At 54.1% G+C, this 12,783-nt stretch carries 14 protein-coding genes, 1 tRNA gene and 2 pseudogenes; 7 read left to right on the top strand and 10 right to left on the bottom strand.

Annotated elements, in window-relative coordinates; all coding sequences use genetic code 11:
- Positions 1–67 precede the first annotated feature (67 nt).
- Positions 68–406: a C40 family peptidase gene (locus tag VI25_RS26450; RefSeq protein WP_052695111.1), complete on the bottom strand. Its 339-nt coding sequence runs from the start codon at positions 404–406 to the stop codon at positions 68–70.
- Between the two features lie 17 nt (positions 407–423).
- Positions 424–678, bottom strand: a complete 255-nt coding sequence (locus tag VI25_RS26445; protein WP_236704873.1) for a hypothetical protein — start codon at positions 676–678, stop codon at positions 424–426.
- A gap of 317 nt (positions 679–995) precedes the next feature.
- Here VI25_RS26445 and VI25_RS04065 point away from each other — a divergent pair, with 317 nt between their 5' ends.
- Positions 996–1,370: a hypothetical protein gene (locus tag VI25_RS04065; RefSeq protein ID WP_045687979.1), complete on the top strand. Its 375-nt coding sequence runs from the start codon at positions 996–998 to the stop codon at positions 1,368–1,370.
- A 68-nt stretch (positions 1,371–1,438) separates the two neighbouring features.
- Here the strand turns inward: VI25_RS04065 and VI25_RS04060 are convergent, their stop codons facing one another.
- Complete coding sequence (locus VI25_RS04060) at positions 1,439–2,188, bottom strand: SDR family NAD(P)-dependent oxidoreductase (RefSeq protein WP_045687980.1); 750 nt, start codon at positions 2,186–2,188, stop codon at positions 1,439–1,441.
- A gap of 284 nt (positions 2,189–2,472) precedes the next feature.
- On the opposite strand from VI25_RS04060, the gene VI25_RS04055 reads away from it, so the two are divergent.
- Positions 2,473–3,045, top strand: coding sequence for a hypothetical protein (locus VI25_RS04055; protein ID WP_045687981.1), 573 nt, complete (start codon positions 2,473–2,475; stop codon positions 3,043–3,045).
- 122 nt (positions 3,046–3,167) lie between these two features.
- Here the strand turns inward: VI25_RS04055 and VI25_RS04050 are convergent.
- Positions 3,168–3,240: transfer RNA gene (locus tag VI25_RS04050), tRNA-Thr, on the bottom strand.
- 148 nt (positions 3,241–3,388) lie between these two features.
- Between VI25_RS04050 and VI25_RS04045 the strand changes: the two genes are divergently transcribed.
- Entirely contained in the window at positions 3,389–3,853 is a 465-nt protein-coding gene (locus VI25_RS04045) for a hypothetical protein (RefSeq protein ID WP_045687982.1), read from the top strand.
- A 14-nt stretch (positions 3,854–3,867) separates the two neighbouring features.
- Here the strand turns inward: VI25_RS04045 and VI25_RS04040 are convergent, their stop codons facing one another.
- Positions 3,868–4,491 carry a hypothetical protein gene (locus VI25_RS04040; RefSeq protein WP_045687983.1) on the bottom strand — a complete coding sequence of 208 codons (624 nt, stop codon included), beginning with the start codon at positions 4,489–4,491 and terminating at the stop codon, positions 3,868–3,870.
- A gap of 409 nt (positions 4,492–4,900) precedes the next feature.
- On the opposite strand from VI25_RS04040, the gene VI25_RS04035 reads away from it, so the two are divergent.
- Both VI25_RS04035 and VI25_RS04030 read left to right on the top strand, forming a co-directional pair.
- Positions 4,901–5,677, top strand: a complete 777-nt coding sequence (locus VI25_RS04035) for an FkbM family methyltransferase (protein ID WP_045687984.1) — start codon at positions 4,901–4,903, stop codon at positions 5,675–5,677.
- Complete coding sequence (locus tag VI25_RS04030) at positions 5,674–5,961, top strand: DUF4834 family protein (protein WP_052695112.1); 288 nt, start codon at positions 5,674–5,676, stop codon at positions 5,959–5,961. The genes VI25_RS04035 and VI25_RS04030 overlap by 4 nt, the downstream gene beginning before the upstream one ends.
- Before the next feature lie 74 nt (positions 5,962–6,035).
- Here VI25_RS04030 and VI25_RS26440 read toward each other — a convergent pair.
- The 4 genes and pseudogenes from VI25_RS26440 to VI25_RS26430 form a co-directional block, all read right to left on the bottom strand.
- Positions 6,036–8,674: pseudogene (locus tag VI25_RS26440) on the bottom strand (DUF5686 and carboxypeptidase regulatory-like domain-containing protein).
- A gap of 141 nt (positions 8,675–8,815) precedes the next feature.
- Entirely contained in the window at positions 8,816–9,808 is a 993-nt protein-coding gene (locus VI25_RS04015) for a ferritin-like domain-containing protein (protein WP_045687986.1), read from the bottom strand.
- 33 nt (positions 9,809–9,841) lie between these two features.
- Positions 9,842–9,982: a hypothetical protein gene (locus VI25_RS26435; RefSeq protein WP_236704872.1), complete on the bottom strand. Its 141-nt coding sequence runs from the start codon at positions 9,980–9,982 to the stop codon at positions 9,842–9,844.
- 56 nt (positions 9,983–10,038) lie between these two features.
- A pseudogene (locus VI25_RS26430) lies at positions 10,039–10,439 on the bottom strand (ferritin-like domain-containing protein).
- 383 nt (positions 10,440–10,822) lie between these two features.
- Between VI25_RS26430 and VI25_RS04005 the strand changes: the two are divergent.
- A complete protein-coding gene (locus VI25_RS04005; protein WP_045687987.1) occupies positions 10,823–11,317 on the top strand; it encodes a regulatory protein RecX in 495 nt (164 codons plus the stop codon).
- A gap of 64 nt (positions 11,318–11,381) precedes the next feature.
- Here VI25_RS04005 and VI25_RS04000 read toward each other — a convergent pair whose 3' ends face one another.
- Complete coding sequence (locus VI25_RS04000; RefSeq protein ID WP_055562289.1) at positions 11,382–12,017, bottom strand: DUF4230 domain-containing protein; 636 nt, start codon at positions 12,015–12,017, stop codon at positions 11,382–11,384.
- A 134-nt stretch (positions 12,018–12,151) separates the two neighbouring features.
- On the opposite strand from VI25_RS04000, the gene VI25_RS03995 reads away from it, so the two are divergent.
- On the top strand, positions 12,152–12,783 hold a 632-nt coding region (locus tag VI25_RS03995), incomplete at its 3' end, for a glycosyltransferase family 39 protein (protein WP_161806868.1).

Genomic DNA, 12,783 nt, shown 5'->3' with positions numbered 1-12,783 from the left:
TTCAAGCAAAAGCCCCGTTTCAATGAAGAAACGGGGCTTTTGCTTAAAAAGTCAGGGGTACACTAGTCTAATTGCTTTCCACGCGGCCAGCGGCGTAGAAATTGCGGCTATAGTAGGCCTGTGTGAGGGAGCTTACCATAACGCCACCACCGCAAGCGGAGTGAGCAAATTTGCCATCCTTTAGATAGATGCCAACGTGGTAGATGGGCTGTCCCGGACCCCGGCGGAAGAACACTAGGTCGCCGGTTTGCATTTCGTCTTTCTGCACGTGCTTCACCTTCTCAAACATGGAGCGGGAACTGCGTTGCAGTGTAATGCCGTATACTTCCTTGAAAACCCGGGTTACAAAGCCGGAGCAGTCGGTGCCGCTCTTGCTATTACTACCGTAACGGTAAGGAGTGCCCAACCAGGAAACTACTGTAGCTAGGAGGGTCTTGTTGTCATCGTAGCTAGCTCAATGCCCAGACGAGTCGCGTATTTAGTGTATTCTGTTGAGTCAGAAGAAGTAAGCAGGCCAGTAGCATGAGGTTCCTCGGTGGCAAAGAGGCCGCTGAGCAAAGAAGCTTGCTGGGATACTAAGGATGCCGAACTTTGAGCAGTAGTGGCAGGTGTGTTTTCGAAGAAAAAGGAGAGGACCATCGAGGCCGCGGCGAGGCAATACAGAATGCTGTTTTTCATTGTCCGTCGAGGGGTGGTAAAAAAACTAATCGGGGGCTACCGACGAGCTGAACGCGTACTACTTCTTTCGATAGGCTAAAAACCTGGGAACACGAAAAAGAAAGACAAAAAGGAGTTTCTTCTGTCGGGTTTTTGCTCCTGTTGAGCTACTTGCCGATTGTTAAAGCTAACCCTAAAGAATTGGCTAGTCCAAACTTTTAGGGTGAATTAGGTGAAAAAACATGATTATGTACAATGTTTTTGCCTAAAAATTCAAGAGGAAAATGCAACCTGGTTCGTCATCTTGCACGTATAGACTGCCCTGTTTTTTTGTATATATGGAATTCCCACGTATTGTTGAAAATTCGCCCTTTGCCCGGGTGGCTCGCCTCAAGCTACGGGCCCGTAGCGTTGCTATGGTGCTGGGACAGAGCATACATTTAAGTGGCGCTACCCGCGAAGAATTCTTGCAAGACCCCTACTGGGTAGCCCACGAAATGGAACACATTCGGCAGTTTCAGGAACATGGCAGGATGGGCTTCTTATGGCGCTACCTCCGCGACTGGGCCCGGCACGGCTATTACAATATTCCCTTTGAGGTTGCTGCCCGTGAAGCAGGGGAGCGGGACGCTCATCTGTATGCCCAAGGCCGAGCCCTGCCTACTCCAGATCAGCGCCATCCCTCACCTGCCGTAAAAAGCAAAAACAGCTAGTCCCCACCCGTCTCTGCATCAAGCAGAGTAGGCAGGAAACGAGCTGTTGTCTACTCTGCCCTATTTATCTATAGGGAAGCAAGGCGGCCTCCATCGAGCACCAGCGTTGTGCCGTTCATAAAGTTGGCTTCGGAAGAAGCAACAAAGCAGACGGCTGCGGCCAGTTCCTCCGGAGTGCCTACTTGGCCCGTTACTTTTTCCTTTCCACTTTTCACATTGGGGTTACTCCAAAGCATGGCTGTATCAACGGCTCCGGGGGCCACGGCATTGATGCGGGCATGGGTATGAGGAATTTCGAGACTTACGCCGCGGACGAAAGCCTCAATAGCTCCTTTGCTGGCAGCGTAAGGAGCCACGTTAGGAGTAGACTGATGAGCGTGGACTGAGCTAACCGCTACAATGGCGCCGCCTTTCATGTGGGGCAGGCAAAGCTGAGTTAATCGGAACAAGGCCCGCAGGTTAATATGCATGAGTGTATCCCACGCCTTCGGTTGGAGCTTTAGGATTGGCTCAAACGTCATCATGGCTGCATTGTTGACGAGCACATCAATTCGTTGCCACGTCTTGCAAATGCGCTCTACGGCCCGTACCAAATGAGCATCTTTGCCTACGTCGGCGCTAATGAAGATTGCTTGGCCCCCGGCCGCTCGAATAGTACGTACTACTTCGCGGCCCTCTTGGGCATCACGCCCCAGCACAGCCACGCAACCTCCTTCTTGGGCTAGGCGCAAAGCCGTAGCCCTTCCTATACCCGCGGTACCTCCCGTAACGAGGCACACCTTGTTTTGAAAACGCTGGGGAAATGAGGGGGTAGACATAAAATCAAGCTAACGTGCAAGCACAACAGTGTGGCTTAGCAAACGTGCCTGGGCTACACTAGTTGCGCAAGCACCAATACCGCGGTTCTGTCAGTACGTATTGGCCTCACTTAGCTGCTATTGTTTTAATGACTACCAAAGTCGCATTGGGCTAGGATAGCATTGAACTTCAGAGGAAAGAAGCGAAGCAGCCACAACTTTTCGGGGCGTTTTCACGAATAGGGGAGGGGCACGCTTCTAGCGAGCCAGATATGTATTTATCAAACCTAACATTGCCACCCATCATGGAAAACAAGCAAAACCAGCCCTCGAATGGCTCTGCCCAGAATGGTTCTTCTAATAGCAAATCGGCTTCTTCGCAGCAACCAGTAAACGCCGAAGTAAATTCTGACAGCATTCCTGCTACCTCAGCCTCTACTGCCGACAGCAGCCGCGCACCTCGTCCATCAGGTAGCCGCGGTAAAGCAACAAGCACCGCAGAAACGTCGGACCAAGCTAGCGGTCAGGAAAGCCAGTCAGGTCAGCAAGGCCAGCAGAAGTCATGGCTGGATCAGCAGCAGTGGTTAAAAAATATTGACGTAAACCAGCTACCCCAGCAGCTAAAAGACATCAGCAGCAAAGCCGCTGAGCAGGTGAATAAACTCACGCCCACGCAGAAAGTGATTGGGGGCGCTATCCTGGTAAGCGGTCTGAGCTGGCTGGCTCTGCGCTCCAAGAGCAACTCATCGAAAGGGGAAATCTATCAGCCCTACCGCGGCGCTAAGGACAGCTCTTCGAAGTGGAACAGCAGCAATGAATCGGTATACCGGGGCGCTTCCCAAGGCTACGCCGACGACGATTACGCTTCCGACTTGTAAGCAACGATAGGCAATAAGCCATATAATAGCCGAGTAAAAGCCGTGGATTTAGGCAGTACTACTCGGTAAAAAGACATAAAAAAGCCCTGATAAACAGCGTTTATCAGGGCTTTTTTATCGAGAGCCTCTTATTGGACTCGAACCAACGACCTGCTCATTACGAATGAGCTGCTCTACCAGCTGAGCTAAAGAGGCATTTCCTAGCCGGCGGATCCGGTAGGGGCAGCAAAGATAGGAAGGCTGGTAAACAACACGCAAGCCGCCGCCGTATTTTTTTCGAGTCCAGACTCATTAACTACTCTCTAACTACTGGCTGGGGTTAGGTTATCAACGTAGTAGGTATATGAAAAACAAGACAACCTCCGCTCACATTGTGCAGGCACTGGGCAGCGGCTTAGCCGGAGCACTAGCTCTGAATGTAGTGCACGAAGCCGTACGGCAGGTGCGCCCGCAGGATGCACCACGTATGGACATCTTAGGAAAGCGCGGCCTTCGTCGGCTACTAGCGAAGGCCAACGCCTCGCAGCCAACCGAGGACACGGCCTACGTGCTCACTATGCTAGGCGACCTAGTGAGCAATGGCTTATACTACAGCTTGGTAGGTAGCGGCCCAGGAGTATGGTGGCGCGGAGCAACTTTAGGAATAGCAGCCGGCGTGGGTGGAGTTGTGCTGCCTGGCCCCATGGGTTTAGGACAAGCTCCTAGTAACCGCACCCCTCAAACAAAAGCCATGACCGTAGCTTGGTACTTACTGGGTGGATTGGCTGCGGCTGGCGTTTCTCAGGCATGGAGCAGCAAGCGGCGCTAGCATAGCCGCTGGCGTTACATATCAGACTTTGCTCCCTGGTACCATGTATTGTACTGCTGCACAATCTTAGCAATGTCTCGTTTGCGGTAGCGGCCAGCTCGTAAATCGGTGGCTAGGGCTGGGTAGTCGGCAAAATAGGTAGCTGCGTCTTGGCGTAAATCCCACCAGGAAACCTCTTCTAAGCGTTTTGCCCCAGCCCGGTAAGCTACTATGCAACGGTTAGAGCTTTGGGAAGCAAACTCCGCTTCCTTACGGCTTAAGGGCCCAAAAGTGGGGTATTTCTTATCCCAGCTCTGCGGAATTAGGAGCAAATCTGCTTGCCTACGGGGCCAAACCGGCAGGTACGCGTAGTCGTAAAGTTGCACCTCACCAGCAACAAGTTGTCGCAAAAAGCCGCGGGAAGGAATGTTAGACCCGTCCTGGTAGAACGGTAAGGCTACGTAGCGTATCAGCTTGTCCTGCTCGTAGTAGCAATACCCCGCCAATTGATACGCATCAAGCACCAAAACTTCTTCTCCGCGAAGAGGCACAAACTCGACGCGCATCTGCTGTAATAATCTGTCGCGCAAAATGATAGCGCCCTTTAGCGTGTCGCCGCCAGTTGTAAGCACGTAGCCGAATGCCGGCTTCTGGGCCATAGCCGTAGTTCCGGCGAGGAGTAAGCAACTAAATGCGGCTGAATGAACCAGTGCGGGTAATAGCTTGGGTAACATAACGGACGGATAGAAAGGGTGACAAGAAACCAAACCTAGTATAATGCGTGCCGGTTCCGGTGGCTATATACGTGATAATGTATGGTTTTACTACAAGTTTGCCATGGTTGTTTGCGTTGAGAGCGTGCACAGGCAAAGCTGATTGACTCGGCCTGGAAATGCGCCACAGCACCCATCCGCATGGCTACTCTTCCAAACGGCGTGCTGGGCGGCTATTTTCCAGTGCATGGAAGCTGTTGAGTTAGTCAAGTAAACGCAAACAACCGGATTTCAGGTGATAGGAGCAGTAGTGGGCCAATGCTAAGCCGCGCCGCCTGTTACCTTTGCCGCCGCTATGATGAAACCTCTCCGCAAACTCCTGATTCGTGCGCTTGGCTTCGAGCGGTATATCCGCTTTGTGAGCCACGTATACCTGCGGCTGGTAGGGGCTGGCTGGGGTAAGAAGCAGTACCCCGAGCTGTTCTTTCTGCAGAAGATAGTGCGCCCAGGTTTCGTTTGTATTGATATCGGGGCCAACCTGGGGTACTACTCCGTCGCGCTGTCTCGCCTGGCGGGCCCAAGTGGCAGGGTGCTGGCCGTGGAGCCCATCCCCGATTTTCAGGCTATTTGGCAAGACAACGTGCGCTTAAGCGGAGTGGACAACCTTACGCTGCTACCTTATGCCCTGGGCGGACAAGCCACTACAGTACAAATGGGAACCCCAGAGCGCGACGGGCTGCTGCATCATGGCATGACGAAGGTGGCCGCAAGCAACACACAAGAGCATTATGCCCGCACCTACGACGTACCCATGCGAGTTCCAGACGAACTGTTTGGGGGCCTCGGGCGCTTAGATTTTGTGAAATGTGATGTCGAAGGCTTCGAGTTTGAGGTGTTTCGGCACATGCAGCACACGCTCCGCCGCTTTCAGCCACTCATCCAGACGGAGCTAAATGGGCTGGAAAACCGACAGGCAGTCACTACTTTGCTTGCCGAGCTTGGCTATAAACCATTTGTGCTTTCCGAGCGTTTGGAGCTTATACCGTGTTCTGCTGCACAATTAGCCAGTGCAGTCACAGCCGATTTTTACTTTCAACCTGAATCATCCCCCATTTCCTCTGCTCGCCCATGACCACGTTTCTTTTCGTCCTCCTTGTCCTGTTCTTCCTTGCTCGCTTTGTGCTGCCGGTTGTGCTACGGCTGGTGGTGGGCAATTTCGTGAAGCAACAGGCGCGGCGCTATGGGCAAGGATTTGGCGGCGCGCAGCCGTTTGAGGGCGGCTATACTGAGCCACATCGCCCTACCAATGGAAACGGTTCTTCCGTGCACGTTGACTATGTGCCGCCGCGCCAGAAACCCCGTCCATCTAAAGACTTCAAGGGGGGCGAGTACGTAGAATTTGAAGAAGTCAAGTAAGACTGTTAAGAAAGCAAAAAGGGCCTTCTGCACTACGCAGGTGGCCCTTTTTTTGTATGCCATCCTGCTGCCTCCTAGAAGCCTAGACCTACCCGTACCCCGGTACCCGCCTTCTGCCCCGATTGTAGGCTGGTATAAAAATCTAGGCGCCCTACTTTCAAAATGTGCTCAATTCCTACGCCAAGCTCGAGGTAGTGACCCGCTGTGGGCGTGGTCAGGTAGTTAAGCGAGGCAACCTCTTGCCATTTCAGGCGGCGCAGCATCGGCACTTTGTTCAGGATAAACCCATTGAAATGGTGGTTATAGTGCGCTTCTAAGAACTTGTCGGCGGTGCTGAACCGGTAGTAGTCCAGCAACTGAAACTGGCTGAAGTCGGCGGCGAGGTAGGTGCGGTTGCCGCTGAAATGGTGGAAGTCCATGAACGACAAGCGCGGGGAGCCGGGAAATATACCCGCAGCAATGCGGTAATTGCTGGTGCCTAGCAAGCCTAGGCTCACGGAATGCCGCAAACCAGCTTCCAACATGGTGTAGCGCACATCGGAGGCCAGAATACCTCCTATTCCTTGCCGCCATCTTAGCAGCAGCGTGGGGTATTTGGAGCTTAAGTTGAACTTGCCATCCGGGCGGGTGATGAAGCGCTGCCCTGGCCGGAAGGACGCTTGCACCTCCGTAGTGAGGGCTTGATTGCGGCCAAAGCTGGTACCGTTGGGCCGCTCTAGCGCTATGGGGGCATTGGGCGTGAAAGCCTGACCTTCCCGATCTACCCATAGCTTAAAAGTGGTGTTGAACAGCTCCTGGCGGTTGAAGTAGCTAGCGAATGTTTGCACTGTTAGTCCATTCAGTAGCTCCCACTGGTAGCCCAGTTCTAGCCCGTCGCGGCGGTATAGCTTGGCGTAATTGCGGTTTTCGAGCAGCGTATAGTAGCTGTTGATAAAGGGAGTGAGCTGGCTACGCGGATCGAAGTTTTCAATGATGCGGCCCGCACGAACACTTAGGCGAGCAAGCTTTACAGCATCAAACTGCCACGAAGCCGCAAGGCTGGGACTGAATAGCTTATTGGAAAAGCCGTAGCGCAGAGCGGGCGTCACAGACCACGTACGCCGGTCGTCGGTGCGTTGTGTGAAGGTGGCTTCGGGGTTAAGTACTGTGCCCTCCACCGTGTTGTAGTTCAAAATGTTGAACACAGGTGCCACGTACCACTGCTGCTTGCGGAAGGTATTGTTGTACACGTAGCCCGTAAACAAGAACTTGCCCACCGAAGGCTCATTCCGCTTGTGGTCCAGGGAATCTTGGTAGGGGCGCGAGTTTCGGATGACCTCGGTACTATCCTTCACCTGGTAGTCTTTCACTTCTTCGGCGGTGAGCGGAATAGGGCGCACTTGGCCCAGTAGCTGGTGTCGCGCTCATTCACGCCTTTCTCTACCAGCATTACTTCCCCGCGCTTCATCTTACCTAGGCTCATGCTCTGCCCGGTAGTGTCACGGGCGGCTTGGCGGCTCTGGCGGCGCACTTCCCGGCTCAAGCCCGCTAGTTTAGGCTTCTGCCTTTTCACGTCGGCTACCGATTCGCGCGTTACGGGGGCATCCTCCGGTTCTTTGCCACTTGGTGGGGGCGGGGCTACCGTGGGGGTAGGGCGGTTGGGGAAGGTAGGCGTAACGCGGTAGTTAGACAGGATGGCGGTGATGTAGCCGCTGCCCTTAAAGCCAAACGCCGTGAACCCAACCGTCACCTTCTGGGACTGCATCACCCACACATCGGAAGGGCCAGGGGCCGGGGCAAACAGCTGCTCAATGCGTAAGTTATCAACGTAGTCGAGCTGGGCGTCTTTAGTCAGGTTCAGCGCCACGGAATGTAGGCGCCAGGTGCCATCCACAATGTAGATGTGGCCGCTAAAAACGGGGTCGGTGCGGCGCCGTGGCGTCACCCGGATTTTGTGAATCAGCAGGGCACCCTGTTGGGTGCTGCCTTCTAACTCGTAGCGGTAGAACAAGGGCGCGTTGGATGCGATAGGAGACACAAACCCCCGCTCCGAAAACCCACTCTTGAGCACATTTTGGTAGAAGTTGAGGCCCCGGCCCGCACTGGCTCGGTTGAAGCTGATGCCTTTGGTGTCGCCGCTCACGCGGGAGGAAATCATGCGTTCCTGCACCACATTGGGTTGGCGGAAGCTCATCTCCGACACAGTTTCGGATAAATAAAAAATGCCTGGCTTAAAATCGGGCCCTACCTTCACCAAACCCAAAATCTTGCCTGGCACATCTGAAAAGCGGGCCAGCGTTTTGATGTAGGCCCGAGCCTTGAAAGCGGCTACCTCGCGCTGGTGATAACGCCGCCACTGCATGGCCTGCTGCACAATAGTATAGGCGGGGTCTTTGTCGGTAGCGCGTACTACCACTTCTCGCAGCTTATAGCTTTCAGGGTCGAGCTTCACATTGAGCACTGTGGCTGTGTCGCCGCCGAACACGCGAATGCTTTCCAGATGGGGCTTGTAGCCCACGTACTGAAATACTAGCTCGTAGCGCCCGGCCGGCAGCCGCAATTGGTAATTGCCTTGCTCATTGGTAGCTGTGCTGGTTGTAGTACCCCGAATGGCCACGTTGGCAAAAGCCAAGTTCTCATTTTTTTCGTCCGTTACCCGCCCGCGCACTACTCCACCCCAAGACCACCCAACGCTCAGCAGAAAAGAGCAAAAAAACAAGAAAATAGCGCGCATAAACGGAGTAGCCATAGATGGTGTCAAGATAGATATAATCTGCTACCAACCGGTTGCCTCAGTGCCCCGCCTTACCCACAAAAAAGAAGGACTGCTCCAGGAGCAGTCCTTCTTTTTGTGGATGCGAAATGGGGAGTGGCCTTACACGAACAAGCCGCTGGAAGGCACCACAAAATTGCGGGCTATGGACTTCACCGTAGCGGGGTCCAGAGGCTCATCAAACGCTTCCGTAGCGGCATCCATGGTCATCGTGACGCCCGTCGTGTTCGTCATGATGTTGACGTTTGCCTGGGTGATGTTGCTTTCGGCGGGGAAGAAGAGGTCAGTGGGGCCACCTGAGGCCGGTACGCCAGCGTTGTAAACCGGTGCCGTAGATGGGTCAGTAGAAGGCGAAGGGCCACCATTCTCAATACCCGAAACCCAGCTCTTAGGCCGGCCCGTTTTGCCGCTTAGGTTAGCTAGGTCGCCCGCTATGGTAGTGGCAGCCTGCCCACTTTGGGAGGCCGACAGACCCCGGCGAATGGTGCGCACGTGCGAAGAGTGGCGCGCTTCCACAGAGTGGATATTGAGGGCTGCTTCCAACAGATCAGGATTGGGCATCAGGGTAGGAGCGCCGCCCTTATAGGCTCGCACACCAGTGTCGACAAAGGCCTGCGAAGAGCCCAAGTACAAGGCGTAGTCGTTTACCAAAGCCGGTGCGAATGGCCCCGTCATGCTACCGCGGCCACCGCTGTAATCGAAGGCCGCTGCTGTAGGATCGGGAATGGCGGCGTTGCCCAGGGCTCCGCGCAGCACCTTAATGTGCCCCGACTCGTCGTTGCGAATGGTTTCGAAGGCGGGGCGGTCGGCGGGAGCAATAAGACCGGGTGTGTTGAGGCCTTTATCGTAGAAATAGAACTCTAAGTATTCTAAGCTCAGGGCCAGGTTGAGAACCGCAACAATATCGGGTGATAGAGAGGTGGTTTGGCCGTAGGCGCGCTGGAAGATGCCGCTTACCAATCCGGGTAGTACGGCGGCAGTTACGGCTTTACCAGCCATGCCGAAGTGCTTAAATACTCGGCGGCGCGAATCGAGACGCTCGTACACTTCCGGGTCAACTTTTTCTATAGCTGAAATTATTTTGAACAAATCCATGAGAAAGGGCGACGTGATAGGTGAACTAAGGGATTATACTAGGTTATTAGCGCTTAGCTTAGACCCCTCTTTGAGGAAGGCGTTGGCGGCGTTTACTACATCGGTGGGCTTCTTTGAAATTTCTTGGCCAGTGCCTTCGCCCACGCCAGGCGTAGAGGGAGAGGATGTTGGCACAAACAGGTTGACAACATCGGAGCCAACGAAGGTATTGTACCCAATCAGGTCGCGAATCAGGCTGCGTGGCGTGCTTCTACCGATACAATTTTGCCAGCAATAGCCAGGTAAGCCGCCGTTTTAATGTAACGCCCGGCGCCGTTGTAGCTGCAACGCCCAGGTCTTCAAACGTCCTAGCAGCCATAAGCACGGCGGTACGGTCGTTGAAATTGATGGCCGAAAAATCAGGCTCTAGCTCTTTAATAGCATTAGAGCCTAAAACCGTTTTGAAGAAGTCGGCGTGAGCTTTTTCGTGTAGGGCCAAATCGTCAAAGATCTGCTTCTCGGCGCTGTTAGCTCCCTTGTAGTAGTCACCAGCCTGTACCCGGGCGTAGAAGGCCGCTTCTAGCTGCTCTAGAGCGTAGGCATAGTTTAATACACCGTTGTCGTCTCTACCTACGTCAATGGTAGAGCCCATATCGTCGCTGTCATCATCACAGCCAGCTAGAAGCAGGCCGCCAAGGGCGAGGCCCGTGCTGGAGTAGCGCAAAAACGAACGGCGCGCTATAGGAGAAGAAGTTGCCTCCGCAGCTTCTTGGGGTGGGGAAAGGAGTTTGGTCATAGCGCTATGTAGATGCTAGTGGAACATGCCTCGTTGTACGCCTGCCCTGGCAGCCCCGCCCAGCTTATAAGGATAAATACGTGTTAATACCCCATATAATCAGTACTTAATCGGATGTTATAAATAGCTTACTGTTAAGCTTATACAATGCTAGAGCTAGGAAGAGCGCTCTGTCCGAACGTTTACTAGCCGGTATGCGTCGTGTAGTACTAGCTTAGAATTGTCTATTTTCCCCAAGCATGATTCAGCCCAAAAAGAAGTTCTACACCCCCGCCGAGGCACTGCAAAAAATTCTGGCTTACTGTACTTACCAAGAGCGCACACACAAAGAGGTAGAAGCCAAACTGCGTGAGTATGGTCTTGATGAAGATGAGGCGGGCGAAATCATCATCCGGCTCGGCCGCGAGAATTTTCTTGACGAGGAGCGTTACGCCAAAAGCTTCGTGCGTGGCCACGTGCGCCAAAAGAAGTGGGGCCGTCGTCGGATTCAGCAGGAACTGAAGCAGAAAGGGTTGTCCGACTACTGCATCAAAGCGGGTATGAAGGAAATCGACGGCGACGAATACTACCAAAACCTGGTAGACCTATTGGAGAAGAAAGACCGCCAAGAAAAGGAGAGTCACCCTAGCAAGCGCCGCCAGAAATTGCAGCTATTCCTGACCGCAAAGGGCTACGAGCAAGACCTGATTCGGATAGCGCTAGAAGATCTGGGGAAAGCACCCGAGGAAGAGTAAGAGGTGTAGTTGCTACTTTCCCCTGAAAGTAGGCGTACCACGGCCCACAACCACGCGTGCCTCTTTACCTGCGGGCGGGGCGCACCGGGTTTTGCATCTGGCGAGTTAGTATTACCCGGCGGCCCGTCATGGTTTCCAGCATGGGCTTAAGAATTTTCTCAGCATTCTGCTCAGTTTGAGCTAAGATGCCTGACTGCAGGGCTGCCTGTCGTACGTTTTGCTCAGCGTACTTGTAGCCAGCATCCACTAGTTCAGCATCTTGAAAAAAGCCGTTTTCTACGCTATACACGCGGCTTTGTGAGTGATCAACTTGCCAGGTGCACAACTCTGGTGCTGGCAGGGCGAGGCGTACTATGGAGTCGCCTTCTAGCACTACATCCTGGGGCCGCACTTTGCGCAGGTCGAGGCAGCCAACGGCGTCGCCGGCTACAATGAGGGCAACTTTCGCATCGGGCAGGAAGCGGTACGTGCTTTTCTTGTACTCCACTACATCCTTGAAATGGTAGCGTACCAGTTCTAGCCGACCCAAGTCCTCTACTTTTTCGAGTACCGTATTATGGGTCACAGTAACGCGCGGTTTCGGATCCAAGGGGTTTTCGAAGGTAGAGAGGGCAGGACGAACCTTTGTCCAGAGAAACCAACCTAGACCCAGTAAAAAGGCAAGGGGCAATAGGCGGCGGAGTAGGCGGGCAAGGGGCATAGCAGAGGAAACAGAACAGCAGAGTCTATGCACAACGTACGGGCCGGCGCCAATAGGGGTGCGTAGTCAGGGCAAGCAAGCGCCTTGGTACGGATAGATGGCAAACCTTTTTGCCTCTACCTTTACCCTACCGTATGCCTGCTCCCTCCCCACTGACTATGTCTTCTGCTAGCGCGCCACTACCCGCTTCAACTGCGCCCGGTCCGGCATGGCTGCAACGTTGGCACGGTTGGCTACTAGTGGGACTATGGGTGTTAGTACAGCTTTCGTTGCTGTGGCAGCATCACGGCCCCAGGTACGTGAATGACAGTGGGCGCTACTTGGCCTACGGGACGCGCATTGCGCAGGAGTGGCACTTTGAGCACGACCACAACCTTCGCTACGTTGGCTACCCTTTGTTTATTAGCCTATGGCTAAAGGTAGGGGCCGACCGGTGGGGAATTGTGCTGGGGCAAATGGCGGTGAGCGGCTTAGCTGCTTGGGCTTTCTATGCCGCGCTACGCCAACTCACGCCCGACCGTACCGACTGGCGACCGGCAGCACTTGCCACCGCCGCTCTGATAGGCTGGCGTGATGTACAGCAGTTCAACGTGTATATCCTAACGGAGTCCTTATTCTGTAGCTTAGCCATTTTGGCTTTCTGGGCCTTGGTGCGGGCCCGAGAGAAAGGAGCGTGGGGGTGGGCACTCCTTGGCGTGGTAGCAATACTAGCGGGCATCGAGCGGCCTAATGGGTTTGTAGTGGCGGGCGCAAGTGGTGTGGCGGC

The sequence above is a fragment of the Hymenobacter sp. AT01-02 genome (assembly GCF_000961955.2).
In the GTDB taxonomy this organism is placed as follows: Bacteria; Bacteroidota; Bacteroidia; order Cytophagales; family Hymenobacteraceae; genus Hymenobacter; species Hymenobacter mucosus.
Note: the sequence above shows the minus strand (reverse complement) of the source record. Positions and strands in the feature narration are given on the sequence as shown.

What these genes read in the sequence shown, in the direction of transcription:
- VI25_RS04030 (WP_052695112.1), top strand. Translation starts at nt 5,674, where the DNA reads ATGACCACGTTTCTTTTCGTCCTCCTTGTCCTGTTCTTCCTTGCTCGC.
- VI25_RS04035 (WP_045687984.1), top strand. Translation starts at nt 4,901, where the DNA reads ATGATGAAACCTCTCCGCAAACTCCTGATTCGTGCGCTTGGCTTCGAG.
- VI25_RS04000 (WP_055562289.1), bottom strand. Translation starts at nt 12,017, where the DNA reads ATGCCCCTTGCCCGCCTACTCCGCCGCCTATTGCCCCTTGCCTTTTTA.
- VI25_RS04045 (WP_045687982.1), top strand. Translation starts at nt 3,389, where the DNA reads ATGAAAAACAAGACAACCTCCGCTCACATTGTGCAGGCACTGGGCAGC.
- VI25_RS04040 (WP_045687983.1), bottom strand. Translation starts at nt 4,491, where the DNA reads ATGGCCCAGAAGCCGGCATTCGGCTACGTGCTTACAACTGGCGGCGAC.
- VI25_RS04065 (WP_045687979.1), top strand. Translation starts at nt 996, where the DNA reads ATGGAATTCCCACGTATTGTTGAAAATTCGCCCTTTGCCCGGGTGGCT.
- VI25_RS04015 (WP_045687986.1), bottom strand. Translation starts at nt 9,808, where the DNA reads ATGGATTTGTTCAAAATAATTTCAGCTATAGAAAAAGTTGACCCGGAA.
- VI25_RS26445 (WP_236704873.1), bottom strand. Translation starts at nt 678, where the DNA reads ATGAAAAACAGCATTCTGTATTGCCTCGCCGCGGCCTCGATGGTCCTC.
- VI25_RS04055 (WP_045687981.1), top strand. Translation starts at nt 2,473, where the DNA reads ATGGAAAACAAGCAAAACCAGCCCTCGAATGGCTCTGCCCAGAATGGT.
- VI25_RS04005 (WP_045687987.1), top strand. Translation starts at nt 10,823, where the DNA reads ATGATTCAGCCCAAAAAGAAGTTCTACACCCCCGCCGAGGCACTGCAA.
- VI25_RS04060 (WP_045687980.1), bottom strand. Translation starts at nt 2,188, where the DNA reads ATGTCTACCCCCTCATTTCCCCAGCGTTTTCAAAACAAGGTGTGCCTC.